24 protein-coding genes and 1 pseudogene are annotated in these 25272 nt (G+C 62.2%); 12 read left to right on the top strand and 13 right to left on the bottom strand.

The window, feature by feature from the left end:
* Positions 1-60: 60 nt before the first annotated feature.
* The 8 genes from PF66_RS04680 to PF66_RS04645 all read right to left on the bottom strand — a co-directional run bounded on the left by PF66_RS04680 (position 61) and on the right by PF66_RS04645 (position 9275).
* Positions 61-957: an ABC transporter permease subunit gene (locus tag PF66_RS04680; protein ID WP_054058706.1), complete on the bottom strand. Its 897-nt coding sequence runs from the start codon at positions 955-957 to the stop codon at positions 61-63.
* Positions 954-1874 carry an ABC transporter permease subunit gene (locus PF66_RS04675; RefSeq protein WP_054058707.1) on the bottom strand — a complete coding sequence of 307 codons (921 nt, stop codon included), beginning with the start codon at positions 1872-1874 and terminating at the stop codon, positions 954-956. Before PF66_RS04675 ends, PF66_RS04680 begins: the two co-directional genes overlap by 4 nt.
* Positions 1871-3013 carry an ABC transporter ATP-binding protein gene (locus PF66_RS04670; RefSeq protein ID WP_054058708.1) on the bottom strand — a complete coding sequence of 381 codons (1143 nt, stop codon included), beginning with the start codon at positions 3011-3013 and terminating at the stop codon, positions 1871-1873. Before PF66_RS04670 ends, PF66_RS04675 begins: the two co-directional genes overlap by 4 nt.
* Positions 3014-3091: 78 nt before the next feature.
* A complete protein-coding gene (locus tag PF66_RS04665; RefSeq protein WP_054058709.1) occupies positions 3092-4186 on the bottom strand; it encodes a polyamine ABC transporter substrate-binding protein in 1095 nt (364 codons plus the stop codon).
* Between the two features lie 196 nt (positions 4187-4382).
* Positions 4383-5477 carry a polyamine ABC transporter substrate-binding protein gene (locus PF66_RS04660; RefSeq protein WP_054062016.1) on the bottom strand — a complete coding sequence of 365 codons (1095 nt, stop codon included), beginning with the start codon at positions 5475-5477 and terminating at the stop codon, positions 4383-4385.
* 188 nt (positions 5478-5665) lie between these two features.
* Complete coding sequence (locus PF66_RS04655) at positions 5666-7030, bottom strand: aspartate aminotransferase family protein (protein ID WP_054058711.1); 1365 nt, start codon at positions 7028-7030, stop codon at positions 5666-5668.
* Between the two features lie 56 nt (positions 7031-7086).
* Positions 7087-8445 (bottom strand): glutamine synthetase family protein, encoded by a 1359-nt coding sequence (locus PF66_RS04650; RefSeq protein WP_054058712.1) that lies wholly within the window; start codon positions 8443-8445, stop codon positions 7087-7089.
* Positions 8446-8486: 41 nt separating this feature from the next.
* Positions 8487-9275, bottom strand: coding sequence for a gamma-glutamyl-gamma-aminobutyrate hydrolase family protein (locus tag PF66_RS04645; protein WP_054062015.1), 789 nt, complete (start codon positions 9273-9275; stop codon positions 8487-8489).
* Positions 9276-9553: 278 nt separating this feature from the next.
* Here PF66_RS04645 and PF66_RS04640 point away from each other — a divergent pair, with 278 nt between their 5' ends.
* Positions 9554-10930, top strand: a complete 1377-nt coding sequence (locus tag PF66_RS04640) for a glutamine synthetase family protein (RefSeq protein ID WP_054058714.1) — start codon at positions 9554-9556, stop codon at positions 10928-10930.
* A 239-nt stretch (positions 10931-11169) separates the two neighbouring features.
* Entirely contained in the window at positions 11170-11808 is a 639-nt protein-coding gene (locus tag PF66_RS04635) for a TetR/AcrR family transcriptional regulator (RefSeq protein ID WP_054062014.1), read from the top strand.
* A gap of 153 nt (positions 11809-11961) precedes the next feature.
* Here the strand turns inward: PF66_RS04635 and tauD are convergent, their stop codons facing one another.
* The 4 genes from tauD to tauA are packed head-to-tail and all read right to left on the bottom strand — an operon-like array spanning position 11962 to position 15492.
* Positions 11962-12795 carry a taurine dioxygenase gene (tauD, locus tag PF66_RS04630; protein WP_054058716.1) on the bottom strand — a complete coding sequence of 278 codons (834 nt, stop codon included), beginning with the start codon at positions 12793-12795 and terminating at the stop codon, positions 11962-11964.
* Between the two features lie 50 nt (positions 12796-12845).
* A complete protein-coding gene (gene tauC, locus PF66_RS04625; RefSeq protein ID WP_054062013.1) occupies positions 12846-13676 on the bottom strand; it encodes a taurine ABC transporter permease TauC in 831 nt (276 codons plus the stop codon).
* Complete coding sequence (gene tauB, locus PF66_RS04620; protein WP_054062012.1) at positions 13673-14467, bottom strand: taurine ABC transporter ATP-binding subunit; 795 nt, start codon at positions 14465-14467, stop codon at positions 13673-13675. Before tauB ends, tauC begins: the two co-directional genes overlap by 4 nt.
* Before the next feature lie 47 nt (positions 14468-14514).
* A complete protein-coding gene (gene tauA, locus PF66_RS04615; protein ID WP_054058719.1) occupies positions 14515-15492 on the bottom strand; it encodes a taurine ABC transporter substrate-binding protein in 978 nt (325 codons plus the stop codon).
* Between the two features lie 683 nt (positions 15493-16175).
* Here tauA and PF66_RS04610 point away from each other — a divergent pair.
* The 9 genes from PF66_RS04610 to PF66_RS04570 all read left to right on the top strand — a co-directional run bounded on the left by PF66_RS04610 (position 16176) and on the right by PF66_RS04570 (position 23588).
* On the top strand, positions 16176-17540 hold the full coding sequence (locus PF66_RS04610; protein WP_054058720.1) for an OprD family porin: 1365 nt from the start codon (positions 16176-16178) through the stop codon (positions 17538-17540).
* A gap of 323 nt (positions 17541-17863) precedes the next feature.
* Positions 17864-18502 (top strand): peroxiredoxin, encoded by a 639-nt coding sequence (locus PF66_RS04605; protein ID WP_054058721.1) that lies wholly within the window; start codon positions 17864-17866, stop codon positions 18500-18502.
* A gap of 47 nt (positions 18503-18549) precedes the next feature.
* Entirely contained in the window at positions 18550-18810 is a 261-nt protein-coding gene (locus PF66_RS04600) for a hypothetical protein (protein ID WP_054062011.1), read from the top strand.
* A gap of 94 nt (positions 18811-18904) precedes the next feature.
* A complete protein-coding gene (gene ssuE / locus PF66_RS04595) occupies positions 18905-19498 on the top strand; it encodes an NADPH-dependent FMN reductase (protein ID WP_054062010.1) in 594 nt (197 codons plus the stop codon).
* 93 nt (positions 19499-19591) lie between these two features.
* Entirely contained in the window at positions 19592-20557 is a 966-nt protein-coding gene (locus PF66_RS04590; RefSeq protein WP_054058724.1) for a sulfonate ABC transporter substrate-binding protein, read from the top strand.
* Between the two features lie 25 nt (positions 20558-20582).
* On the top strand, positions 20583-21731 hold the full coding sequence (gene ssuD / locus PF66_RS04585) for an FMNH2-dependent alkanesulfonate monooxygenase (protein WP_054062009.1): 1149 nt from the start codon (positions 20583-20585) through the stop codon (positions 21729-21731).
* A gap of 9 nt (positions 21732-21740) precedes the next feature.
* The gene (gene ssuC / locus PF66_RS04580; RefSeq protein WP_054062008.1) at positions 21741-22529 is read left to right on the top strand and encodes an aliphatic sulfonate ABC transporter permease SsuC; all 789 of its coding nucleotides are present in this window, start codon (positions 21741-21743) and stop codon (positions 22527-22529) included.
* Positions 22526-23332 carry an aliphatic sulfonates ABC transporter ATP-binding protein gene (gene ssuB, locus PF66_RS04575; protein WP_054062007.1) on the top strand — a complete coding sequence of 269 codons (807 nt, stop codon included), beginning with the start codon at positions 22526-22528 and terminating at the stop codon, positions 23330-23332. The genes ssuC and ssuB overlap by 4 nt, the downstream gene beginning before the upstream one ends.
* 40 nt (positions 23333-23372) lie before the next feature.
* Complete coding sequence (locus PF66_RS04570) at positions 23373-23588, top strand: TOBE domain-containing protein (RefSeq protein WP_017901475.1); 216 nt, start codon at positions 23373-23375, stop codon at positions 23586-23588.
* A 62-nt stretch (positions 23589-23650) separates the two neighbouring features.
* Here the strand turns inward: PF66_RS04570 and PF66_RS04565 are convergent.
* Positions 23651-24339: pseudogene (locus tag PF66_RS04565) on the bottom strand (NYN domain-containing protein).
* Positions 24340-24837: 498 nt separating this feature from the next.
* Here PF66_RS04565 and PF66_RS04560 point away from each other — a divergent pair.
* Positions 24838-25122, top strand: a complete 285-nt coding sequence (locus PF66_RS04560; RefSeq protein ID WP_054062006.1) for a DUF6124 family protein — start codon at positions 24838-24840, stop codon at positions 25120-25122.
* Positions 25123-25272 lie beyond the last annotated feature (150 nt).

Raw genomic sequence — 25272 nt, 5'->3', positions numbered from 1 at the left:
TCCGTGTCGCTCGACACAAAACTGTGGGAGCGGGCTTGCCCGCGAAGCTTTTTCAGCAGGCTACGCGGCGGTTCCCGCCGCAGCCGGTGCACGCCGCACATCCGGCTGCTTCCAGGAGTCCGCCGCACTTTCCTCGATGGCCTGCTGGATCGCCTTGCGCCGACGCTCTTCGGCCTGACGGCTGAAGTACCAGACCAGGAAGGTCACCAGCGATACCGCCAGCAGGATCAGGCTCGCCACCGCGTTGATCTCCGGCTTGACGCCCAGGCGCACCGCCGAGAACACCTCCATCGGCAGGGTGGTCGAACCCGGCCCGGACACGAAGCTGGCCAGCACCAGGTCATCCAGCGACAGGGCGAACGACATCATGCCGCCCGCCGCCAGCGACGGCGCGATCATCGGGATGGTGATCAGGAAGAACACCTTCCACGGCCGCGCGCCCAGGTCCATGGCCGCCTCTTCGATGGACAGGTCCAGCTCGCGCAGGCGCGCCGACACCACTACCGCCACATAGGCCGAGCAGAACGTGGTGTGGGCGATCCAGATGGTGGCGATGCCACGCTCCTGGGGCCAACCGACCATCTGCGCCATGGCCACGAACAGCAGCAGCAGCGACAGGCCGGTGATCACTTCCGGCATCACCAGCGGCGCGGTGACCATGCCCCCGAACAGCGTGCGGCCCTTGAAGCGGGTGATGCGGGTCAGTACGAACGCCGCCAGGGTGCCCAGCGCCACCGCCGCCAGGGCGGTGTAGCAGGCGATTTCCAGCGAGCGGCCGACCGAGCCCATCAGTTGGGTGTTGTCCAGCAGGCCGACGTACCACTTCACCGACCAGCCACCCCACACCGTCACCAGCTTGGAGGCGTTGAACGAGTAGATCACCAGGATCAGCATCGGCAGGTAGATGAACAGCAGGCCCACCACCAGCATCAGGTTCGAGAAACTGAAGCGCTTCATACCCGGCCCTCCATTTCCTTGGCCTGACTGCGGTTGAACAGGATGATCGGTACGATCAGGATCGCCAGCATCACCACGGCGAGCGCGGACGCCACCGGCCAGTCACGGTTGTTGAAGAACTCCTGCCACAGCACCTTGCCGATCATCAGGGTTTCCGGACCGCCGAGCAGCTCGGGGATCACGAACTCGCCCACCACCGGGATGAACACCAGCATGCAGCCGGCGATGATGCCGTTCTTCGACAGCGGCACGGTGATCTTCCAGAAGCTGTTGAAGGTGCTCGAGCCCAGGTCGGACGCGGCTTCCAGCAGGCTCGGGTCGTGCTTCACCAGGTTGGCGTAAAGCGGCAGGATCATGAACGGCAGGTACGAATAGACCACGCCGATGTACACCGCCAGGTTGGTGTTGAGGATCTGCAGCGGCTCGCTGATCAGCCCGGTCCACATCAGGAAGCCGTTGAGCAGCCCGTTGTTGCTGAGGATGCCCATCCAGGCATAGACGCGGATCAGGATCGCGGTCCAGGTCGGCATCATGATCAGCAGCACCAGCACGGTCTGCACTTCCTTGCGGGCCTTGGAGATGGCATAGGCCATCGGATAGCCGATCAGCAGGCACAGCAGCGTGCTGAAGAAGGCCATCTTCAACGAACCGAGGTACGCCGCCAGGTACAGCTCGTCGTCACCCAGCATCGAGTAGTTGCCGAGGTTCAGCACCAGTTGCAGCTTCTGCTCGACGAAGGTGTAGATCTCGGTATACGGCGGAATCGCCACATCCGCTTCAGCGAAGCTGATCTTCAGAACGATGAAGAACGGCAGCATGAAGAACAGGAACAGCCAGATGAAAGGGATCCCGATGACCACATGACGGCCAGAGGGGGTTATTCGTTGCAACCGGCGCTTGAGTTTTCGCATGTTCATGAGCGCAGTACCACGCCGCTGTCGTCTTCCCACCAGACGAACACTTCGTCACCCCAGGTCGGTCGTGCGCCCTGGCGTTCGGCGTTGGCGACGAAGGACTGGACCAGCTTGCCGCTCGGCAGCTCGACGTAGAACACCGAGTGACCGCCCAGGTAGGCGATATCGTGGACCTTGCCGCGCGACCAGTTGTGCTCGCACTCCGGCTGGGTGGTGGTGACCAGCAGCTTCTCCGGGCGGATCGCGTAGGTCACGTGCTTGTCCTGCACCGAGGTGCTCACGCCGTGACCGACGTAGATGTTGCGCTCCAGCTCCGGGCTGGCGATGCGCGCGTAACCTTCGGCATCGTCGACCACTTCACCTTCGAACAGGTTGACGTTGCCGATGAACTCGCAGACCAGGCGACTGGTCGGGGTCTCGTAGACGTCGATCGGGCTGCCGATCTGGGCGATCCAGCCCAGGTGCATGATGGCGATCCGTTCGGCCATGGTCATGGCCTCTTCCTGGTCGTGGGTCACCATGACGCAGGTCACGCCGACGCGCTCGATGATCTCGACAAGCTCAAGCTGCATTTGCGAGCGCAGCTTCTTGTCCAGAGCACCCATGGGCTCGTCGAGCAGCAACAGTTTCGGCCGTTTGGCCAGGGAACGGGCCAGGGCCACCCGCTGGCGCTGGCCACCGGACAACTGGTGCGGCTTGCGCTTGGCGTACTGGCTCATCTGCACCAGCTTAAGCATTTCGGCCACGCGGGCATCGATCTCGGCTTTCGGAATGCGGTCCTGCTGCAGGCCGAAGGCGATGTTCTGCGCCACAGTCATGTGCGGGAACAGCGCGTAGGACTGGAACATCATGTTGATCGGCCGCTCGTAGGGCGGCATGTCGGTGATGTCCACGCCATCGAGGAAGATCCGGCCTTCGGTCGGCCGTTCAAAACCTGCGAGCATGCGCAGCAAGGTGGATTTACCCGAACCCGAGCCGCCGAGCAGGGCGAAGATCTCGCCCTTTCTGATTTCCAGGGACACATCGTCCACGGCGATCGTCTCGTCGAACTTCTTCGTGACCCGGTCGATCTTGACCAACACCTGCTTGGGTGATTGGTCGCCCTCGAGGGCTTTCTTATAGGCGCCGGAGGCAACAGCCATTTGCAAAACTCCCAACAAAATTTAGCCGCGAGGCCCAGACGGCCTGGCATTGAATGGTTTGACCCGAGTCCTTGCGGACTATTTGCCCGACTTGATCCTGGTCCAGCTACGGGTCATCACACGTTGGATTTTCGGGGGTAGTTCCGAGTTGACGTACAGCTTGTCCACAACAGCTTGCGGTGGGTAAACCGCTTCGTCGGTGCGCACGGACTGATCCATCAGTTCGCCAGCCTTTGGGTTCGGGTTGGCATATCCGACATAATCGCTGACCTGGGCGATCGCTTCAGGTTGCAGCAGATAATTGATGAACGCATGGGCCTCCTTCACGTTGCCGGCGTCCTTGGGAATCGCCAGCATGTCGAACCAGAGGTTGCCGCCCTCCTTGGGAATCACGTAGGCGATATCCACGCCCTTCTTCGCTTCTTCGGCGCGCTTCTTCGCCTGGAACACATCGCCGGAGAAACCGGCCGCCACGCAGATCTCGCCGTTGGCCAGATCGGTGATGTACTTGGACGAGTTGAAATAGGTGACGTACGGACGAACCTTGAGCAGTTTCTCCTCGGCCGCCTTGTAGTCCTTCTCGTTGGTGCTGTTGGGGCTCAGGCCCATGTAGTTGAGCACCGCCGGCAGCATTTCATCGGCGGAGTCGAGGAACGCCACGCCGCAACTGGAAAGCTTCTTGATGTTTTCCGGCTCGAACAGCATCGCCCAGGAGTCGATCCTGTCGACGCCGAGCACGGCCTTGACCTTCTCGACGTTGTAGCCGATGCCGTTGGTGCCCCACAGGTACGGCACCGCGTACTGGTTGCCCGGATCGTTCTTCTCCAGCCGCTTCATCAGCACCGGGTCGAGGTTGGCGTAGTTGGGCAGCAGCGACTTGTCGAGCTTCTGGAAGGCGCCGGCCTTGATCTGCTTGCCGAGGAAGTGGTTGGACGGAACCACCACGTCATACCCGGTATGTCCGGCCAGCAACTTGCCTTCCAGGGTTTCATTGGAATCGAAGACGTCATACACCGGTTTTATACCGGTGGCCTTCTCGAAATCGGCCAGGGTTTTCTCGCCGATATAATCGGACCAGTTATAAATATGCACAGTCGGGGCAGCGTACGCACCCGCAGCCAGCGTCAGGCCTGCGCCAACCAGCAAAGTCTTGCAAAACAAAGAAATAGACACTCGGAGGTCCTCTCAATAGTTGGGCCTGAGTTGCCCGGGCCATATGGCGCCAAACCGCCCGATGACAAAACCGGCGCGCAACTTACCCTCGATAAGCCGATCCAGCAAAAGTTTTCTTTGATTGATATTTATCCTGCTGGAACCGGCGCCCGGATGAGTCCGGTTCCAGCAGGTGGAGCGTGTTACATCAGGCCGGTCACTTGCCCGACTTGATCTTGGTCCAGCTGCGGGTCAGCTCACGCTGGGTAGCGGCAGGCAGGTCGGCAATGGCGTAGAGCTTGGCCTGCACGTCTGCTGGCGGATAGATACCCGGGTCGCTGGTGATGCTCTTGTCGACCAGTGCGGTGGCCTTCTCGTTGCCGTTCGGGAAACGCACGCTGTCGGTGATCGCCGCCATGACTTCCGGCTTGAGCAGGTAGTTCATGAACTTGTAGGCGCCGTCGACGTTTTCCGCGTCTTTCGGAATGGCGACCATGTCATAGAAGCTGCCGGCACCTTCCTTCGGAATGGCGTAGCTGACTTTCACCTTGTCACCGGCTTCGGCAGCGCGGGACTTGGCCTGCTGGATATCACCCGAGTAGCCGACGGCCACGCAGATGTTGCCGTTGGCCAGGTCCGAGATGTACTTGGACGAGTGGAAGTAGGTGATCGAAGGACGGATCTTCAGGAACAGATCCTCGGCCTTCTTGATGTCATCCTTCTTCTGGCTGTCGGTTGGCAGGCCCAGGTAGTGCAGCGCCACCGGGATCATCTCGGTCGGCGAGTCGAGGAAGCTCACGCCGCAGCTCTTGAGCTTGGCGATGTTCTCCGGCTTGAGCAGGGTGTCCCACGAATCGATCTTGTCCACGCCCAGCGCGGCCTTGACCTTCTCCGGGTTGTAGCCGATGCCGATCGAGCCCCACATGTACGGGAAGGCGTGCTGGTTGCCCGGGTCACTGACCGAAACCGCCTTGAGCAGCGACTTGTTCAGGTTGTCGTAGTTGGACAGCTTGGACTTGTCCAGTTCCTGGTAGACGCCAGCCTTGATCTGCTTGGCCAGGAAGTTGTTGGACGGCACCACGATGTCGTAACCGGACTTGCCGGCCAGCAGCTTGGCTTCCAGGGTTTCGTTGCTGTCGAATACGTCGTAGACGACCTTGATCCCGGACTCCTTCTCAAAGTTCGCGATGGTGTCCGGTGCGATGTAGTCGGACCAGTTGTAAACGTGCAGCACTTTGTCGTCCGCGTGAGCGGCACCGGCCATCGCTCCGGCCATGGACAGGGCCAGGAGAGTCTTGCCAGCGTTCTTCAAACCTAATGCCTTCATGCGTCATGCTCCAATTTTTCTTTTTAACCAGCTGTTCGGCGGCCGATTTCCGGGCAACTCGGAACAGTGGGGTAGTCTGGCAAGATCCAAGGCCGGCTTTCAAGGAAAGACCCGCCTTTGTGATCACTCCGAGCGAAAGCGCCTGCAACTCGCCCCCGCTCAGAGCCTAGCACCTAGCCCTGCAACGCACTCAGGGTCAGGTCCAGGCATTGACGGGCCTTGGCCACCAACTCATCGATCTCGGCCTTGCTGATCACCAGTGGCGGGGCAATGATCATGGTGTCGCCGACGGCACGCATGATCAGCCCGTTATCGAAGCAGAACTGCCGGCAGATCATGCCGACGCCCTTGCCTTCATAGCGCGCACGGGTGGCCTTGTCCTTGACCAGCTCGATGGCCCCCAGCAGACCCACACCGCGAACCTCACCCACCAGCGGGTGATCGTTCAGTTCCCGTAGACGCTTCTGCAAATAAGGTGCCGTTTCGGCCTTGGCCCGTTCGATAATTTTTTCATCGCGCAGGATGCGGATGTTTTCCAGCGCCACCGCCGCGGCCACCGGGTGCCCGGAGTAGGTGAAACCGTGGTTGAAATCGCCACCCTCGTTGAGCACCGCGACCACGTCGTCACGCACGATCAGGCCACCCATCGGGATGTAGCCGGAGGTCAGGCCCTTGGCGATGGTCATCATGTGCGGCTTGAGGCCGTAGAAATCGCTGCCGAACCACTCGCCGGTACGGCCGAACCCGCAGATCACCTCGTCGGCGACGAACAGGATGTCGTACTTGGCGAGGATCTCCCTGATCCGCGGCCAGTAGCTTTCAGGCGGCACGATCACGCCACCGGCCCCCTGGATCGGCTCGGCGATGAACGCACCGACGTTGTCCACGCCCAGTTCGAGGATTTTCTCCTCCAACTGGTTGGCCGCCCAGATACCGAACTCTTCCGGGCTCATGTCGCCGCCTTCGCCGAACCAGTAGGGTTGCGGGATATGAACGATGCCCGGGATCGGCAGGTCGCCCTGCTCGTGCATGTAGGTCATGCCGCCCAGGCTGGCGCCGGCCACGGTGGAGCCGTGATAGCCATTCTTGCGGCTGATGATGGTCTTCTTCTGCGGCTGGCCCTTGATCGCCCAGTAGTGGCGGACCATACGCAGCATGGTGTCGTTGCCTTCGGAGCCGGAACCGGTGAAGAACACGTGGTTCATGCCCTCGGGCGCAATCTCGGAGATCACCTTGGCCAACTCCAGCGCCGGCGGGTGGGCGGTCTGGAAGAACAGGTTGTAATAAGGCAGTTCGCGCATCTGCTGGCTGGCGGCCTCGGCCAGCTCGTCGCGCCCATACCCGACCGCCACGCACCACAGGCCGGCCATGCCGTCGAGGATCTTGTTGCCCTCGCTGTCCCAGAGGTAGACGCCCTTGGCGTTGGTGATGATGCGCGGGCCCTTTTCCTTCAATTGCTTGAAGTCGCTGAAGGGAGCCAGGTGATGATCACTGCTGAGGGTCTGCCACTCACGGGTTTGCGGGTTGTTGCTGGTCATACGGATCTCCTAGATTCCAGTGAAGGCGCGGCCAGATACCCGCCGCGCCCGCTGCATCAGACGGCGAAGAGCAGGAATTCCCGCTCCCACGAACTGATGACACGCTTGAAGTTTTCATGCTCGGCCCGCTTTACCGCGACGTAGCCAGTGATGAATTTCTTGCCCAGGTACTTCTCGATGGTCTTGCTGTTTTCCATGCGCTCCAGGGCGTCCTCGATGGTCAGCGGCAGGCGCAGGTTGCGCCGCTCGTAACCACGACCGACCACCGGCGCGCTCGGTGTCATGCCTTCGACCATGCCGATATAGCCGCACAGCAGGCTGGCGGCGATCGCCAGGTAAGGGTTGGCGTCGGCGCCCGGCAGGCGATTTTCCACCCGGCGGTTCTGCGGGCCGGCATCCGGTACCCGCAGGCCGACAGTGCGGTTCTCTTCGCCCCACTCCACGTTCACCGGCGCCGAGGTGTCCGGCAGGAAGCGGCGGAACGAGTTGACGTTCGGCGCGAACAGCGGCAACAGCTCGGGAATCAGCTTCTGCAGGCCGCCGATGTGGTTGAGGAACAGCTCGCTCTTGGTCCCATCCTCATTGGAGAAGATGTTCTTGCCGGTCTGGATGTCGATGATGCTCTGGTGCAGGTGCATGGCGCTGCCCGGCTCGCCGGTCATCGGCTTGGCCATGAAGGTGGCCGCCACGTCGTGCTTGAGCGCCGCCTCGCGCATGGTGCGCTTGAACACCAGGATCTGGTCGGCCAGGGACAGGGCATCGCCGTGACGGAAGTTGATTTCCATCTGCGCCGTGCCGTCCTCGTGGATCAGCGTGTCGAGGTCCAGCTCCTGCAGTTCGCACCAGTCGTAGACATCCTCGAACAGTGGATCGAATTCGTTGGCGGCCTCGATGGAGAACGACTGGCGACCGATCTCCGGGCGCCCGGAACGGCCCACCGGCGGTTGCAGCGGATAGTCCGGGTCGTCGCTGCGCTTGGTCAGGTAGAACTCCATCTCCGGCGCGACGATCGGCTGCCAGCCGCGGTCGGCGTAGAGCTTCAGGACCTTCTTGAGCACGTTGCGCGGCGACAGCTCGATCGGGTTGCCCTGCTTGTCGTAGGTGTCGTGGATCACCTGCGCGGTCGGCTCGATGGCCCAGGGCACCAGGTACACCGCGTTGCCGTCGGGGCGGCAGATCATGTCGATGTCGGCCGGGTCCAGCAGTTCGTAATAGATGTCGTCTTCGACGTAGTCGCCGGTCACGGTCTGCAACAGGACACTTTCAGGCAGACGCATGCCCTTTTCGGCGATGAACTTGTTGGTTGGCGAGATCTTGCCCCGGGTGATGCCGGTGAGGTCGCCAATCATGCATTCGACTTCTGTGATCTTGTGGTCTTTCAACCAATCGGTGAGCTGGTCGAGGTTGTTACTCATAAATGCCTCTGGGCTGGGTTTCCTGAACTACATAATAGGAGTCAGGCGCTCGTTAAAGCATCAGTGTCGCGTTGTTTTGCCCGTTTTCGGCAGGCCTCGCCGAACGCCTGGAAAATGGCGAGGTAGACCGGATTGCTTTCGACCTGCCATTCCGGATGCCATTGCACACCTAATGCAAAGGCGTTAGCAAAAGCCTTGCCGCCAATCACCGAGACCGCCTCGATCAGGCCGTCCGGGGCCCGGGCCTCGATCCGCAGGCCAGCGGCCAGGCGGTCGATGCCCTGGCCGTGAATCGAGTTGACCGCGAACTCCGCCGGCAACCCGAGCCCCGCCAGGACCCCACCGGGCTCCACCCGCACCGGGTGCGCGGGGCCGTACTGGACCTCCAGCGGCTGGCTCTCGTCTTCACGATGATCGATAAAGGTTCCCACTTCATGAACCTTCTGGTGCAGGCTGCCGCCGAACGCCACATTCATCTCCTGGAAACCGCGGCAGATGCCGAGCACCGGCACGCCGGCCGCCACGGCGGCACGGATCAGCGGCAGGGTGGTGCGGTCGCGTGCAGAATCATGAGCAGTGCCTGGCTCGCTGGCCGGGCCACCGTACAAATGCGGTTCGACGTTGGAGGGAGAGCCGGTAAAAAGAAGGCCGTCGAGGCTGTCCAGAATATCGGACGGTTCAAGCAGTTCCGCCAGCGAGGGGATGATCAGCGGCAAGCCCTGGGCAGCGCTTGCGACTGCGCGGACATACTTGTCACCACTGATGTGATAACCATGCAAACCCACCTGTTTAGAGCAGGCGGTGACGCCGATCAACGGCAGGCGAGACATGAAACACCCCGGTATTATTGCTGTTATGGGTTTTAATCGAGCTTAGCCTTGTTCATTTTTTTACACAACACCCCCGTAAAAAATACAACACGGCCCGCTCAAGCCTGCGGTGCCCACGGGAGTCAGCGGGAAAAAAACGCCCCAAAATGCCCCAAAAAAGCCACTCGGGCGCTTTTTCAGGGCAGAAATTGCCTCGCTTGACTTCGGCATGCCGTTCGGGTTGACTGAAACCAGAAAAGATCAATGATTGATATTTTTAACAACAAAGGTGTTGCATCATGTCGGTACCCCCGCGTGCCGTTCAGCTTAACGAAGCGAACGTGTTCCTTAAGGAACATCCTGAGGTTCTGTACGTTGACCTTCTGATTGCGGATATGAATGGTGTGGTGCGAGGCAAGCGCATCGAACGCACCAGCCTCCACAAGGTTTACGAGAAAGGCATCAACCTGCCGGCCTCACTTTTTGCCCTGGACATCAACGGCTCGACGGTGGAAAGCACCGGCCTGGGCCTGGACATCGGCGACGCCGACCGGATCTGTTACCCGATTCCCGGCACCCTGAGCAACGAGCCCTGGCAAAAGCGACCCACCGCGCAACTGTTGATGACCATGCACGAACTCGAAGGCGAACCTTTCTTCGCCGATCCTCGTGAAGTGCTCCGCCAAGTTGTAAGCAAGTTTGACGACCTCGGTCTGACCATCTGCGCCGCCTTCGAACTCGAGTTCTACCTGATCGACCAGGAGAACGTGAATGGCCGCCCACAACCTCCCCGCTCGCCGATCTCCGGCAAACGCCCGCACTCGACACAGGTCTACCTGATCGACGACCTCGATGAATACGTCGACTGCCTCCAGGACATCCTCGAAGGTGCCAAGGAGCAAGGGATCCCGGCCGACGCCATCGTCAAGGAAAGCGCCCCGGCGCAGTTCGAGGTGAACCTGCACCACGTGGCCGACCCGATCAAGGCCTGCGACTACGCGGTCCTGCTCAAGCGCCTGATCAAGAACATCGCCTACGACCATGAGATGGACACCACCTTCATGGCCAAGCCCTACCCGGGCCAGGCGGGCAACGGACTGCATGTCCATATCTCGGTACTCGACAAGGACGGCAAGAACATTTTTGCCAGCGAGGATCCCGAGCAGAACGCCGCGCTGCGTCACGCGATCGGCGGTGTGCTCGAGACCCTGCCCGCGCAGATGGCCTTCCTCTGCCCGAACGTCAACTCCTACCGCCGCTTCGGCGCGCAGTTCTACGTACCGAACTCGCCGAGCTGGGGCCTGGACAACCGCACCGTGGCCCTGCGCGTGCCGACCGGCTCGCCGGACGCCGTGCGCCTGGAACACCGCGTGGCCGGAGCCGACGCCAACCCGTACCTGCTGATGGCCTCGGTCCTGGCCGGCGTACACCATGGCCTGACCAACCAGGTCGAGCCACCGGCACCGACCGAAGGCAACAGCTACGAACAGAACGAGCAGAGCCTGCCGAACAACCTGCGCGATGCCCTGCGCGAGCTGGACGACAGTGAGATCATGGCCCGGTACATCGATCCGAAGTACATCGACATCTTCGTGGCCTGCAAGGAGAGCGAGCTGGAAGAGTTCGAACACTCCATCTCCGACCTCGAGTACAACTGGTACCTGCATACCGTTTAAGCGGGTGCGGTAATAGAAGGAAGAACGCCGCCGGCCCCTGGGCCCGCGGCGTTTTTTTTGACGGGGGCATCGAGGTGGCCTCTTCGCGGATACATCCGCCGCCCCAGCCTTGCGCCGTACACAGGGTTTGCGTTCAGCACGATCATTGTGCAGCCGGATTTATCCGCGAAGCTTTTGGCGATCTCACAGCCTGCACAGGACCTCGCGTACAATCCCCGCAGCCCTTGCCGGAGAACGCCATGCCCCGCCCCGCCACCGCTCGCAAACCCCGTGCCCGCAGCCAGGCGCGGATCGATTCGATTCTCGACGCCGCCCGCCACCTGCTGGCCGCCGAGGGCGTGGCCAACCTGTCGATCTACAGCGTCGCCGAGCGCGCGCAGATTCCGCCGTCGTCGGTCTACCACTTCTTCGCCAGCGTCCCGGCCCTGCTCGAAGCCCTCACCGCCGACGTCCACGCCGCCTTCCGCGCCTGCCTGCAGGCACCGATCGACCACGCCAGCCTCAGCAGCTGGCGCGACCTGTCACGGCTGGTGGAACAGCGGATGATGGTGATCTACAGCGAAGACGCGGCGGCCCGCCAACTGATCCTCGCCCAGCACGGCCTGACCGAGGTGACCCAGGCCGACCGCCAACACGATATCGAGCTGGGCGACCTGATGCACAAGCTGTTCATCCGCCACTTCGAACTGCCGGCGCTGCCGACGGATGTCGACGTGTTCGCCCTGGCGATGGAGTTGGGCGATCGGGTCTATGCGCGCTCGATGCAACTGCACGACCAGATCACCCCGCGCATGGCCGAGGAAGGCATGCGGGTGTTCGACGCCTACCTGGGGCTGTACCTGCCGCCGTACCTGCCCAAGCGCGACATCCCGCTCTGAAAAACTTGTGGGAGCCGGCGGTCCGGCGCCCCGGTTTATCCGCGAATAGGCCAGCACCGTCACCACCGCCCCCACAGGCAGTCTGACCGCTCATCGGCGGCGCACTAAAGACAGTTGGCTCCCACGGCAAGAATGCCTGCTCCCTGAGGAGTGCTAGAACGGCGCGTCACCGAGGATGGTCGCCCGGTGCATCACCCGTCGGTTCGGCCGGTAGTCATCCACTGCGTAGTGCTGGGTCACGCGGTTGTCCCAGAACGCCACGTCGTTCTCCTGCCAGCGCCAGCGGATGGTGAACTCCGGCCGCGTCGCGTGGGCGAACAGCAGCTTGAGGATCGCTTCGCTCTCCGCCTCTTCCAGCTCATTGATCCGGGTGGTGAAGCCCTCGTTGACGAACAGCGCCTTGCGCCCGCTCACCGGATGCGTGCGAATCACCGGATGGGACAGCGGCGGATTGTTCCGGCGGGTTTCCTCCCAGCGCGCCAGATCTTCCGGCGTACTGCCGAAGCGCTCGACGGGGAACGACTTGATGAAATTGTGCGTAGCCGTGAGTCCGTCCAGCAGCCGCTGCAACGGTGCCGACAAGGCCTCGAACGCAGCGATCCCGCTGGCCCACAGGGTGTCGCCGCCAAAGGCCGGCAACTGCTTGGCCGCCAGCACCGCACCGAGCGCCGGGGTCGGCAGGAAGGTCACGTCGGTGTGCCAGATGGCGTTGTCACGCACATCGGTGACCGCCGTATCGAGGACCAGCACCTGCGGCTGTTCCGGCACGTTCGGGTAGATCGGATGAATATGCAGGTCGCCGAAATTCGCCGCGAACGCCGCCTGTTGCTGCGGGTTCAGCGGCTGGTTGCGGAAGAACAGCACCTGGTACTTGAGCAGCGCCTGCTCGATGGCGTCGCGCTGCTCGAGGTTGAGCGGCTCGCTCAGGGCAATGCCATCGATCTGCGCACCCAGGGCCGCGCTCAGGGGAGTAAGGGTCAGGCTCATGGTCGGTTCTCTTCAAAATACGCGCCGAGCGCTCGGCAAAATCAAGTCTGTCAGTGAGCCTGGCCGTGCCACGGCACCAGCTTGCGTTGCAGGGCGCGCAGGCCCATCTCCATGGCGAAGGCGATCAGGGCAATCACCAGGATCCCCAGCACCACCACATCGGTCACCAAAAACTGTGCCGCCGACTGGACCATGAAGCCCAGGCCGCTGGTGGCCGCGATCAGCTCGGCGGCGACCAGCGTCGACCAGCCGACGCCCAGCCCGATGCGGACACCGGTGAGGATGTCCGGCAGGGCGCTGGGCAGGATCACGTGACGGATCAGCTGTGCCCGGGTCGCGCCCAGCGACAGCGCCGCGCGCAGCTTGGCCGGGTCGACGGTGCGCACGCCGGTGGCGGTCGCGATGGCGATCGGGGCGAAGATCGCCAGGTAGATCAGCAGCACTTTCGACAGCTCGCCGATACCGCACCAGATCACGATCAGCGGCAGGTAGGCCAGCGGCGGGATCGGCCGGTAGAACTCGATCAGCGGGTCGAGGATACCGCGGGCGATCCGGTTGTGACCGATCGCGATGCCCACCGGGATGGCGGTCAGCACGGCAATCCCCAGCGCCAGGCCGATACGGCCGAGGCTGGCACCCAGGTGCTGCCAGAGGGTCGCATCCATATAGCCCTTGGTCACCAGCAGCCAACCCTTTTCCAGCACCGCCGACGGCGGTGGCAGGAACAATGGCTCGATCACGCCGAAGGCGGTGACCGCCCACCACAGGGCAATCAGCCCCAGCAGGGTCAGCACGCTGATCCAGCGTGTACTCAAGCTGCGCCGTGCCGCAGGCACGGTCGGTTTGGTGGCGGCCGCCACCGGCAATTCATAGCTGCTCATACGAACTCCTGCCGCGAAGCGGCGCTGCGCTGGGAGAACACACGGGCCAGCACGTGCTCACGGGTTTCGATAAAACGCGGATCGGACTTGATCGAGCGGGCGGATTCGCCGGCGCTGTAGCGCTGGCCGAAATCCAGCTTCAGGTGTTCCACCACCCGTCCCGGATCGGGTGCCAGCAGGATCAGGTCGGTGGCAAGGAACACCGCCTCTTCAATATCGTGGGTAATCAGGAACACCGGCTTGGCGGTACGCTTCCAGACTTGCAGCAACAGCTCCTGCATCTGTTCACGGGTGAAGGCATCGAGGGCGCCGAACGGCTCGTCCATCAGCAGCACCCGCGGGTCCGCCGCCAGGGCGCGGGCCAGGCCGACACGTTGTTTCTGGCCGCCGGAGAGTTGCCAGATACGGCGCGAGTCGAAGTTCGCCAGGTCGACCAGTGCGAGCATTTCCCGGGCACGGGCTTCGCGCTGTTGGCGAGGAACACCGGCCAGTTCCAGGCCGAAGCCGACATTGGCCAGCACGTCCTGCCAGGGCAGCAGGGCATCGTCCTGGAACACCACCCCGCGCTCGGCGCCCGGACCCTTGACCGGCACACCGTCGAGCGTGATGCGCCCGGCGCTGGGTTCGACGAACCCGGCGATCAGGTTCAGCAGCGAAGTCTTGCCGCTGCCCGACGGCCCGAGGGCCACCAGCAACTGCTGGGGCCCCAGACTGAGGGAAATATCCGACAACACCGGCTCGGCCGCACCGGGGTACTGTGCGCTGATGCGCTCCAGTTGTAACAAGGCCATGGCGATGGGCTCCTCAGTCCTGGGCTCGGGCAATCAGGCCCGTTGAATCAGTTGGTGATGAATTTGGCGCTGACGTAGGGGGCGTAGTCCGGCAGGACCGCCTCGACCTTGCCCTGCTCTTTCAGGAACGTCGCGGTGTCGGTGATCGCCTGGGCGGTCGGCTTGCCGAGGACGGTGACCTGGTCAGCCGCCAGCGGGTAGACGTTGCCCTGCAGCAGCAGCGGAATGTCACTGGCCTTGGCGCCGGAGAGCTTGACCAGCTTGTCGACGTTCGCTTTGTCAGCCAGCCAGGCCTGTGGGTCTTTTCGGTATTGCGCGTAGGCATCCAGTGTCACTTTGGCGAATGCCTTGACGATCTCCGGGTGCTTCTCGGCAAAGTCCTTGCGCACGATCCAGGCATCGAACGTCGGTGCACCGAGCTTCGCCAGTTCGCCGGAGGTGATCAGCACCTTGCCGTTTTCCTTGGCCACGCCCAGGGCCGGGTCCCAGACGTAGGTGGCATCGATATCGCCGCGCTTCCAGGCGGAGATGATCGCCGGCGGCGCGAGGTTGAGGACCTGCACCTTCGCCGGATCGATGTTCCAGTGTTTCAGCGCGGCCAGCAGGCTGTAGTGGCCGGTGGAGACGAACGGCACAGCGACCTTCTTGCCGACCAGGTCCTGGGGCGAGTTGATCCCGGAGCCGTCGCGAGCCACCAGGGCCTCGGCGGCGCCGATCTGGGTGGCGATCAGGAAGGTTTCCACCGGTACCTTGCGGGTGATGGCCGCAGTCAGCGGGCTGGAGCCGAGGTAGCCGATCTGCACGTCGCCCGAGGCGATGGCCGAGATGACGTCGGCGCCATTGTCGAACTTGCGCCAGTCGATCCTGGCCTGGCTGACTTTTTCGTAGGTGCCGTCGGCCTGGGCGACCTTGGCCGGATCGACGGTGGTCTGGTAGGCCACGGTCAGGTCGGCAGCCTGGGCGAACAGGCTAGCCCCGGCCAGGGACAGTGCCGCCAGCAGGCGGAGTGGGGAATTGGGTTTCATCGGAGAAGCTCCTCAACGGATGACCGGGACTCGGCGTGTCGAGAAGACTAAATGATCTAAGAATCTTAAAATAAATAACTTATTTGCATTAGCTTATGAGAGGAAATATGTCTGTCATGTCCCCGGAAACCGGGGTCATATCGCCCTGTGGAGACAAGCGGATTCGCGACACGGCGTTTCGTGATCTATGGTTGAGGGCCAGTCCGACAAGTCACGCTCCGGACCGGACGTCGGAATGTGACAGGTACATGGCAATCTTGTTCTGACAAATGCTGTAATAAATTGACGAGAGTGGCAGCGTTTCGCCATGATTGCGTCGCCTTTTTGATCGCCCATGACGTACGGAGACGCCTCCGCAAGTCGCCGGGTTCTAAAAAGAGGCAGAAAAATACTTTTCAGGAATGAGCCCGGCGGTCGATAACACCCCCTGGCGCGGCGTTCGATCAAACACCATATTCCTGAATCGTCTGAAAAAGGACGAAATGATTCTTTTTGGGTTTATGACAAAGTCATTACTCTGCACGGACCAAACACCAGCGGTTAGACCAAAGTCGTAGGCAGGCGGGTCCCGATTGACTTACCGGTCACGATCCGGCGCTAATCGCGAAATCTGTGGCGCCAAAGGGGCGTAGATCCCGAGCCAATCAGAAATACAAAAATTAGAAATGAGAGGAGCAAGACCAATGAAGAAGTCCACTCTGGCCCTGGCTGTGGCCGTGGGGGTTCTGGCGCAGCAGGCAGGCGCCGCAGGTTTCATCGAAGACAGCAAGGCCACTCTGGGTCTGCGCAACTTCTACATCAATACCGATAACCGCGATGGCGCCAACACCGCTACCAGCCGGAACAAGAACGAAGAATGGGGCCAAGGCTTCGATCTGCGCTTCATCTCGGGTTACACCCAAGGCACCGTGCAGTTCGGTGTCGATGCGATCGGTCTGTACGGCATCCGTCTGGACTCCAGCCGTGACAAGAGCGGTAACGCCAACGGTGCTGCCAACGGCGGCACAGTCTTCCCGACCAATGGCCAGAATGGCGCAGTACCAGACTTCGCAAGCCTGGGCCTGACCGGCAAGGTCAAGGTTTCCCAGACCGAACTGAAGATCGGTACCCTGCAGCCGAACAACCCGGTCATCAAGACCAACGACGGTCGCCTGCTGCCACAAACCTTCACCGGCGGCGAGATCAAGTCGAACGAAATCAAGGATCTGACCCTGACCGGCGGTCTGATCAACTCGGCCAAAGGCCGTAACTCCACCAACGACCAGAGCCTGTCGATCGCTGGCGCCAACGGCACTACCGCTGCCGCGCGTGACAGCAACAAGTTCTACTATGGTGGTGCCGACTACAAGATCACCAAGGACCTGACCGCTTCGTACTACTACGGCGAGCTGAAGGACTTCTACTCGCAGAACTTCCTGGGCCTGGTGCACAACTGGGCAATCGGCCCTGGCGTACTCAAGAGCGACCTGCGCTACTACCGCAGCCGTGACAATGGTGCCAATGGCGACACCGCCAACTACTACACCACCGGCTGGTACTCGGATCACACCACCAACGCCACCAAGGTCAAGGGCAAGGTCGACAACGACCTGTACAGCTACCTGGCCCTGTACTCGGTTGAAGGCCACACCTTCGGCGCCGGCTACCAGTACACCAAGGGTGACAGCGACTTCCCTTGGCTGAACCAGGGTGACGGCTCGTCCAACAGCACCATCACCGACGTGCAGATCCAGAAGTTCGCCCGTGCCGGCGAGCGCACCTGGCAGGCTCGCTACGCCTACGACTTCGCCAAGGTTGGCGTACCTGGCCTGACCGCCGGTATCGTCTACCTGCGTGGCGACAACATCGATACCATCGTATCGGGCGTACGTGCCAACGGTAGCTCCGAGTGGGAACGCGACATCAGCCTGGCCTACGTCGTACCGGAAGGTACCTTCAAGAACCTGGGCTTCGCCTGGAAAAACGCCATGTGGCGTACCGACCTGCCGAACACCCGTTCGCAGGACGAGAACCGCCTGATCGTCAGCTACTCGATCCCGCTGCTGTAAGAAGCGCGTGATCGTCTAGTAGAAAGATCCACACTCGGCCCGGCGCAATGCCGGGCCGAGTGCTTCACGTCTTGCATACAGCACTACCATCAGCTTCGGCCTCCCGCCAAACCTCGACATCGCGGCGTTCGGCACTCCACTGAGTTACATCCCCTTAGCCCTCTCACAAGCTGTGGACAAGAGTGCGCCTGGTCGCCTTGCGCGTCCAATGAAGATGTTTTTAATATTTCTTTATCTTCTAAATAAATCGATATTTATTCTTTTTAAATAATCCGTACTACAGGCACATTAGGACTCATCCACCTTCACCCAAGGAGCAGCACATGAGCCTCAGACTGGGCGACATCGCCCCCGACTTCGAACAGGATTCCAGCGCCGGCAAGATTCGTTTCCACGAGTGGCTCGGCGACAGCTGGGGCGTGCTGTTTTCCCACCCGGCGGACTTCACCCCGGTGTGCACCACCGAACTTGGCTTCACCGCCAAGCTCAAGGACGAATTCGCCCAGCGCGGCGTCAAGGCCATCGCCCTGTCCGTGGACCCGGTGGACTCGCACCACAAGTGGATCGAGGACATCAACGAAACCCAGCACACCCTTGTCAACTTTCCGATCCTGGCCGACGCCGACCGCAAGGTGTCCGACCTGTACGACCTGATCCACCCCAATGCCAGCGACACCCTGACCGTGCGCTCGCTGTTCGTGATCGACCCGAACAAGAAGATCCGGCTGACCATCACCTACCCGGCGAGCACCGGCCGCAACTTCAACGAGATCCTGCGGGTGATCGACTCGCTGCAACTGACCGACAACCACAAGGTCGCCACCCCGGCCAACTGGCAGGACGGTGACGACGTGGTGATCGTGCCGTCGCTCAAGGACGAGGAAGAGATCAAGCGTCGCTTCCCGAAAGGCTACCGCGCGGTGAAACCGTACCTGCGCCTGACGCCGCAGCCCAATCGCTGAGATCCATGTGAAGGGCAGCCAGCGCCCTCCCCCTGTAGGAGCGTGGCTTGCCCGCGATCGGCTGCGAAGCAGTCGTGAAATCGGCTGATGCGGTGTTCCTGATGAAACGGGTGCTCAGGATTTGCGAGTGCTTCGCACTCGATCGCGGGCAAGCCACGCTCCTACAGGGATCGAGAACATCGGCCGTTTTTTTCAGTTTCAAGGTATTCACAAAGCAGGGGTTTTCAGGCCGTTTCGACGGCCTATTTTTTTGCCCGGAACAAAACCCGCCTTATATGCACTTTAAGAATAAACAAATGAATAAATAAGATTTATAGATATAAAAAATCACTGGTAAGGTCTGTCAACCCAAGCGAGATCGCAACCCGCGAATCGCCGTCACATGTTTGAGGAAAGACCTACATGCTGGTCGTGACACTCGGAGGAAGCCCCAGCCAGCGATCGCGCTCCGGGGTACTGCTGGACCGCGCCAGACACTGGCTCAACCAGCAAGGCATCGAGGTAGTGAACTACCAGATCCGTGATTTCAATGCCGAAGACCTGCTCCATGCACGCTTCGGCAGCCCGCAGGTGGTCAATCTGCTGCAGCATATCGAACAGGCCGACGGCCTGGTGATCGCCACGCCGGTGTACAAGGCCTCGTTTTCCGGCGCCCTGAAGACCCTGCTCGACCTGCTGCCCGAGCGCGCCCTGAGCCACAAGGTGGTCCTGCCCATGGCCACCGGTGGCAGCATCGCCCACATGCTCGCCGTGGACTATGCGCTCAAGCCGGTCCTCGCCGCGCTGAAGGCCCAGGAGATGCTCCACGGCATCTTCGCCGAGGACAGCCAGATCGCCTATGGCGAAGGCAGCGCCCAGGCGCAACTGGCCCCGGCGCTGGAACAACGCCTGGACGAGGCCCTGGAGCAGTTCCACCGGGCCCTGGCCCGCCGGCCCAGGCCCCTGGACCCGGCCGTGCTGAATGATCGTCTGCTGAGTGCTCGCTGGAGCATCTAGCCCGTTTCACCCGCAATCGATGTACTGGCCTTACTCGCCCGCCAACGGGCAAGCAGGTGCAGCCAAAACCCCAACTGCAAAAAGGAGAGCGCCATGCGCACTGTCATTTTGCGTCGTGGTCTGGTCGCTCTGTTTGCAGCGGCTGTCACCTTCGGCGCCATTACCCAAGCCCAGGCCGAGTCCCTGCGCATCGGTTATCAGAAATACGGCACCCTGGTCCTGCTCAAGGCCAAGGGCAGCCTGGAAAAACGCCTCGCCGCGCAGGGCGTACAGGTGCAATGGACCGAGTTCCCCGGTGGCCCGCAACTGCTCGAAGGGCTGAACGTCGGCTCGATCGACTTCGGTGTCACCGGCGAGACGCCACCGGTATTCGCCCAGGCCGCCGGTGCCGACCTGCTCTACGTCGCCTCCGAGCCGCCCGCGCCGACCAGCGAAGCGATCCTGGTACCCAAGGACTCGCCGATCAAGTCGGTACAGGAACTCAAGGGCAAGAAGGTCGCCCTCAACAAGGGCTCCAACGTCCACTACCTGCTGGTCCGCGCCCTGGAAGACGCCGGCCTCAAGTACAGCGACATCCAGACCGTCTACCTGCCTCCCGCCGATGCCCGCGCCGCCTTCGAGCGCGGCAGCGTCGACGCCTGGGTGATCTGGGACCCCTACCAGGCTGCCGCCGAGCAACAGCTCAAGGCCCGCACCCTGCGTGACGGCAAGGGCCTGGTGGACAACAACCAGTTCTACCTGGCGACCCGCCCCTACGCGCAAAAACACCCCGAGGTGATCAAGGCCCTGGTCGAGGAAGTCCGCGCCGTCGGCGACTGGTCCAAGGCCAACCCCGAGGAAGTCACCGCCCAGGTCGCGCCGCTGCTCGGCCTGCCCGCCGACATCACCCTGACCTCGGTGAAGCGCCAGGGCTACGGCGCGCAGTTCCTCACCCCCGAGGTGGTCGCCGCGCAACAGAAAATCGCCGACAGCTTCTACCAGCTCAAGCTGATTCCCAAGCCGCTGAGCATCAAGGACGTGATCTGGACACCACCGGCCGCCGTTGCCACCGCACCTTGAACCGTATTCCTTAGGAGACAACTCCATGAGCCTCAACATCTTCTGGTTCCTGCCTACCCACGGCGACGGCCATTACCTTGGCACCGCCGAAGGCGCACGCGCCGTCGACCACGGTTATCTGCAGCAGGTGGCCCAGGCCGCCGATCGCCTCGGCTTCGGCGGCGTACTGATCCCCACCGGGCGTTCCTGCGAGGACTCCTGGCTGGTGGCCGCCTCGCTGATCCCGGTGACCCAACGGCTGAAATTCCTCGTCGCCCTGCGCCCCGGGATCATTTCCCCGACCGTGGCGGCGCGCCAGGCGGCGACCCTCGACCGGCTGTCCGGCGGACGGGCGCTGTTCAACCTGGTGACCGGCGGCGACCCGGACGAGCTGGCCGGCGACGGCCTGTTCCTCGACCACGAAGAGCGTTACCAGGCCTCGGTGGAGTTCACCCGCATCTGGCGGCGGGTACTGGAAGGCGAGACCGTCGACTACGACGGCCAGCACATCAGCGTGAAGGGCGCCAAGCTGCTCTATCCGCCCCTGCAGCAGCCGCGGCCACCGCTGTACTTCGGCGGCTCGTCGGAAGCCGCCCAGGACCTGGCCGCCGAACAGGTGGACATGGTCCTGACCTGGGGCGAACCGCCGGCCGCCGTCGCCGAGAAAATCGAACAGGTCCGCGCCAAGGCCGCCAGACAGGGCCGTACCGTGCGCTTCGGCATCCGCCTGCACGTGATCGTTCGCGAAACCAATGCCGAGGCCTGGAAGGCCGCAGAGAAACTCATCTCGCACCTGGACGATGACACCATCGCCCGCGCGCAGAAATCCCTGGCGCGCTTCGACTCCGTCGGCCAGCAGCGCATGGCCGCCCTGCACGGTGGCAGCCGCGACAAGCTGGAAGTCAGCCCCAACCTGTGGGCCGGCGTCGGCCTGGTACGGGGCGGTGCCGGCACCGCCCTGGTCGGCGATGGCCCGACCGTGGCGGCACGGGTCAAGGAATACGCGGACCTGGGCATCGACACCTTCATCTTCTCCGGCTACCCGCACCTGGAAGAGTCCTACCGGGTCGCCGAACTGCTGTTCCCGCACCTGGACATCGAGCGCCCGGAGCGGCCGAAAAGCGCCGGTTACGTCAGCCCCTTCGGTGAGATGGTCGCCAACGACATCCTGCCCAAAGCCGTGTCCCAGAGCTGAGGCCGCGCCATGACGACCCTGACCCGTATCACCCACCGGCTGGCGCCCTGGGCGCTGCCGATCCTGCTGCTGGCGGTGTGGCAACTGTCGGTCTCGGCCGGCTGGCTGTCGACCCGGATCCTGCCCGCGCCGAGCGCCGTGGTCGAGGCCGGCGTCGCCCTGGTGCAGAGCGGCGACCTCTGGACTCACCTGGCCATCAGCGGCTGGCGCGCCGGCCTCGGTTTCCTCATCGGTGGCAGCATCGGCCTGACCCTGGGCTTCATCACCGGCCTGTCGAAATGGGGCGAACGCCTGCTCGACAGCTCGGTGCAGATGATCCGCAACGTGCCGCACCTGGCGCTGATCCCACTGGTCATCCTGTGGTTCGGCATCGACGAGTCGGCGAAGATTTTCCTGGTCGCCCTCGGCACCCTGTTCCCGATCTACCTCAACACCTACCACGGCATCCGCAACGTCGATCCGGCCCTGGTGGAGATGTCGCGCAGCTACGGCCTGTCCGGCTTCAGCCTGTTCCGCCAGGTGATCCTGCCAGGCGCGTTGCCCTCGATCCTGGTCGGCGTGCGCTTCGCCCTCGGCTTCATGTGGCTGACCCTGATCGTCGCCGAGACCATCTCGGCCAGTTCCGGCATCGGCTACCTGGCGATGAACGCCCGGGAGTTCCTGCAAACCGACGTGGTGGTGTTGGCGATTGTCCTCTACGCGGTCCTGGGCAAACTCGCCGACCTCGCGGCCCGTGGCCTGGAGCGGGTCTGGCTGCGCTGGCATCCGGCCTATCAGAGCAAAGGCGGTGCCGCATGACAGCCCAACAACCTCCACGCCTGCTGCAAGGCATTCCGCTGGCGGCGCGCAAGCTGCAGAAAACCTTCGGCGAGCGCCAGGTCCTGCGTGAGATCGACCTGCATATCCCGGCCGGACAGTTCGTCGCCGTGGTCGGCCGCAGCGGTTGCGGCAAGAGTACCCTGCTGCGCCTGCTGGCCGGTCTCGACAAACCCACCGGCGGTGACCTGCTGGCCGGCGCCGCGCCGTTGAGCGACGCCCGCGAAGACACCCGGCTGATGTTCCAGGAAGCGCGCCTGCTGCCGTGGAAAAAAGTCATCGACAACGTCGGCCTCGGCCTCAAGGGCAACTGGCGTCCCCAGGCCCTGCAGGCACTGGAAGCGGTCGGCCTGGCCGATCGTGCCAACGAGTGGCCGGCGGGCCTGTCCGGTGGCCAGAAACAGCGCGTGGCCCTGGCCCGCGCCCTGATTCACCAGCCTCGACTGCTGCTGCTCGACGAACCGCTGGGGGCGTTGGACGCCCTGACCCGGATCGAGATGCAGCAACTGATCGAGCGCCTTTGGCAGCAGCATGGTTTTACCGTGCTGCTGGTGACCCACGACGTCAGCGAAGCCGTGGCCATCGCCGATCGGGTGATCCTGATCGAAGACGGCCAGATCGGCCTCGACCTGCACGTCGAACTGCCGCGCCCGCGGGTGCGGGGTTCCCATCGCCTGGCGGCGCTGGAGACCGAAGTGTTGAACCGGGTGCTGTCGCTGCCTGGCGCGCCACCCGAACCGGAACCTGTTTCACCCTTGCCCACGCAATTGCGCTGGGCGCTGTAACCAAGCCTTGCCTACTCAATCAAAGACAGGAATCAACGCCATGACCATCAAAGCCATCAACGTGCGCAACCAGTTCAAGGGCACCGTCAAGGAAATCGTCACCGGCGACGTACTGTCGGAAATCGACGTCCAGACCGCTTCCGGCATCGTCACCTCGGTGATCACCACCCGTTCGGTCAAGGAACTGGAACTGGAAATCGGCAGCGAAGTGATCGCCTTCGTGAAATCCACCGAGGTGTCGATCGCCAAGCTGTAAGCGGTGGCACCCAGCGCCCCCGGACGGCCAAGGCCCTCCGGGGTTTTCTTTTTCGGGGAAGCTCACCAGTAGCACGGCTTTCTCGCCGGTTTTTTCCGGGTCGGCACTTGATGTGGAAACTGGCAGGCAGCCAGCTCCTCCTGTGTGACGACCTGACGCATCCAGTTGGAGTGATTCTTCAATGAGCCAGGAGGTGTGCGCTTGATACCTTCACGGTTCGGCAGAACTACACCCACTTGAATCTCGGGATGATCCTCCCGGATAGCCCTGAGGGCAGGGGTCATATCCGTGTCGGCTGACACCAGCACGATTTGCCCGATACGTTCAGAAGCAGGCAACGACGCTTGTTTGGCAGCAAGACGATACATGCTGATCGCGATATGAACATCGGTTTCCTTTTCTTCGAGCTTCCAGATAGCGACCTGGTCCTGCCTTGAGGCCGGTGTATTTCGATCGACAAATCGAGGCGCAAGCCTCGGCTCCAATTGGTGCCGCCCATAATGGACATGCACACCTCTTTCAATGAGCGCACGCAAATAGGTGTCCTGGCCTCCTTGGAGAGCCGGCCACGACTGGCAAGATCGGGTTTGACGCCCGAAGTGAAGAAAAATATCGAGACCAGTTCGCTCTCGGGTTGCTCGGCGCAAAGGATGAGGAGAAGCAGCGCCGGAAGGTCCAGCCATTTATACTGGGTTCCTGCCAATAAGCCATAAAACAGGTTGTATCCGTCCACAAAGCAGGCTGTGCGCACAGGTTTCAGTCCCTTGAAACGAAAAAACCGGCACGAGGCCGGTTTTTTCACCCCAACGGCCAGCGAACTGAATCGCTGCGTACGGGGCTGAGTGGTTCTTCAAGAATGCCACAGATGACGTTGATGTCAACTCACTACGACCGTTGGATACATTCTTGTTGCAGACGCTAAGACCCACCAGCAAGACGATTCCCTTTCCCTCGCCTGAAATTTCCTAGAAAATCCTTTTGGCTTGCGCCTGTCGATCTGCGGGACCTAGGCTGACACCTGTCACTGAAAAACAGTGACCGGGTTTGGTCACCCGTTCAATGTCAGGCGCACCAGCGCCACCAAGGTTTCAGGCACTTCCTGTGTCTGTCGTTTCATGGTGGGCTGTGCGCGGGGCGCCTTCGGGTGCGCCGGGTGCCTGACATCCCGGTTGACCAACCTGCGTACCGCCCGCCACCTCTCGTTTGGTCACGACGGTGACGGGTTCTCGACCATGTCAGGAGAATCGCCATGTTCAAAGTCACGCCCAACCCGCCCAAAAGCGAACCGGCACTCCAAGCCGCTACCGAGCGCGCTTTCGCCCACTACGAACTACCCGCAGATCCCATCAGCAGGACACCTCACCTCGAAGACACCCTGAACAACCTCGACTCGATCCTGCGCTCGGCCGCTGCGACCGCCTATGAGTCCGCCGAGCAGTTGAGCGGCCTGCCGCGCCATCTGGCGATGGCCTCGGTGCACCTGATCGAGTTGGCGCAGAGCCAGGTAGATGGGTTGCTGGGGCAGCAGCACTGAAGCATCTGGGAACACCGCAATTCCTGTGGGAGCTGGCTTGCCAGCGAAGGCGTTCCGGAGGCCGCCAGAAGCTTCGCGGGCAAGCCCTCTCAAACGCGATCCGGTCTGCGCAAACCACAAGGCCCGCGCGGAGGCGGGCCTTGTGGTTCC

Source organism: Pseudomonas asplenii, from assembly GCF_001293465.1.
Taxonomy (GTDB): Bacteria; Pseudomonadota; Gammaproteobacteria; order Pseudomonadales; family Pseudomonadaceae; genus Aquipseudomonas; species Aquipseudomonas fuscovaginae_B.
Note: the sequence above shows the minus strand (reverse complement) of the source record. Positions and strands in the feature narration are given on the sequence as shown.

What these genes read in the sequence shown, in the direction of transcription:
- ssuC (WP_054062008.1), top strand. Translation starts at nt 21,741, where the DNA reads ATGACGACCCTGACCCGTATCACCCACCGGCTGGCGCCCTGGGCGCTG.
- tauB (WP_054062012.1), bottom strand. Translation starts at nt 14,467, where the DNA reads ATGGCCTTGTTACAACTGGAGCGCATCAGCGCACAGTACCCCGGTGCG.
- PF66_RS04670 (WP_054058708.1), bottom strand. Translation starts at nt 3,013, where the DNA reads ATGGCTGTTGCCTCCGGCGCCTATAAGAAAGCCCTCGAGGGCGACCAA.
- tauD (WP_054058716.1), bottom strand. Translation starts at nt 12,795, where the DNA reads ATGAGCCTGACCCTTACTCCCCTGAGCGCGGCCCTGGGTGCGCAGATC.
- PF66_RS04560 (WP_054062006.1), top strand. Translation starts at nt 24,838, where the DNA reads ATGTTCAAAGTCACGCCCAACCCGCCCAAAAGCGAACCGGCACTCCAA.
- PF66_RS04655 (WP_054058711.1), bottom strand. Translation starts at nt 7,030, where the DNA reads ATGACCAGCAACAACCCGCAAACCCGTGAGTGGCAGACCCTCAGCAGT.
- PF66_RS04570 (WP_017901475.1), top strand. Translation starts at nt 23,373, where the DNA reads ATGACCATCAAAGCCATCAACGTGCGCAACCAGTTCAAGGGCACCGTC.
- ssuD (WP_054062009.1), top strand. Translation starts at nt 20,583, where the DNA reads ATGAGCCTCAACATCTTCTGGTTCCTGCCTACCCACGGCGACGGCCAT.
- PF66_RS04610 (WP_054058720.1), top strand. Translation starts at nt 16,176, where the DNA reads ATGAAGAAGTCCACTCTGGCCCTGGCTGTGGCCGTGGGGGTTCTGGCG.
- ssuB (WP_054062007.1), top strand. Translation starts at nt 22,526, where the DNA reads ATGACAGCCCAACAACCTCCACGCCTGCTGCAAGGCATTCCGCTGGCG.
- PF66_RS04650 (WP_054058712.1), bottom strand. Translation starts at nt 8,445, where the DNA reads ATGAGTAACAACCTCGACCAGCTCACCGATTGGTTGAAAGACCACAAG.
- PF66_RS04645 (WP_054062015.1), bottom strand. Translation starts at nt 9,275, where the DNA reads ATGTCTCGCCTGCCGTTGATCGGCGTCACCGCCTGCTCTAAACAGGTG.
- PF66_RS04640 (WP_054058714.1), top strand. Translation starts at nt 9,554, where the DNA reads ATGTCGGTACCCCCGCGTGCCGTTCAGCTTAACGAAGCGAACGTGTTC.
- tauC (WP_054062013.1), bottom strand. Translation starts at nt 13,676, where the DNA reads ATGAGCAGCTATGAATTGCCGGTGGCGGCCGCCACCAAACCGACCGTG.
- PF66_RS04605 (WP_054058721.1), top strand. Translation starts at nt 17,864, where the DNA reads ATGAGCCTCAGACTGGGCGACATCGCCCCCGACTTCGAACAGGATTCC.
- PF66_RS04675 (WP_054058707.1), bottom strand. Translation starts at nt 1,874, where the DNA reads ATGAACATGCGAAAACTCAAGCGCCGGTTGCAACGAATAACCCCCTCT.
- PF66_RS04635 (WP_054062014.1), top strand. Translation starts at nt 11,170, where the DNA reads ATGCCCCGCCCCGCCACCGCTCGCAAACCCCGTGCCCGCAGCCAGGCG.
- PF66_RS04680 (WP_054058706.1), bottom strand. Translation starts at nt 957, where the DNA reads ATGAAGCGCTTCAGTTTCTCGAACCTGATGCTGGTGGTGGGCCTGCTG.
- ssuE (WP_054062010.1), top strand. Translation starts at nt 18,905, where the DNA reads ATGCTGGTCGTGACACTCGGAGGAAGCCCCAGCCAGCGATCGCGCTCC.
- PF66_RS04590 (WP_054058724.1), top strand. Translation starts at nt 19,592, where the DNA reads ATGCGCACTGTCATTTTGCGTCGTGGTCTGGTCGCTCTGTTTGCAGCG.
- tauA (WP_054058719.1), bottom strand. Translation starts at nt 15,492, where the DNA reads ATGAAACCCAATTCCCCACTCCGCCTGCTGGCGGCACTGTCCCTGGCC.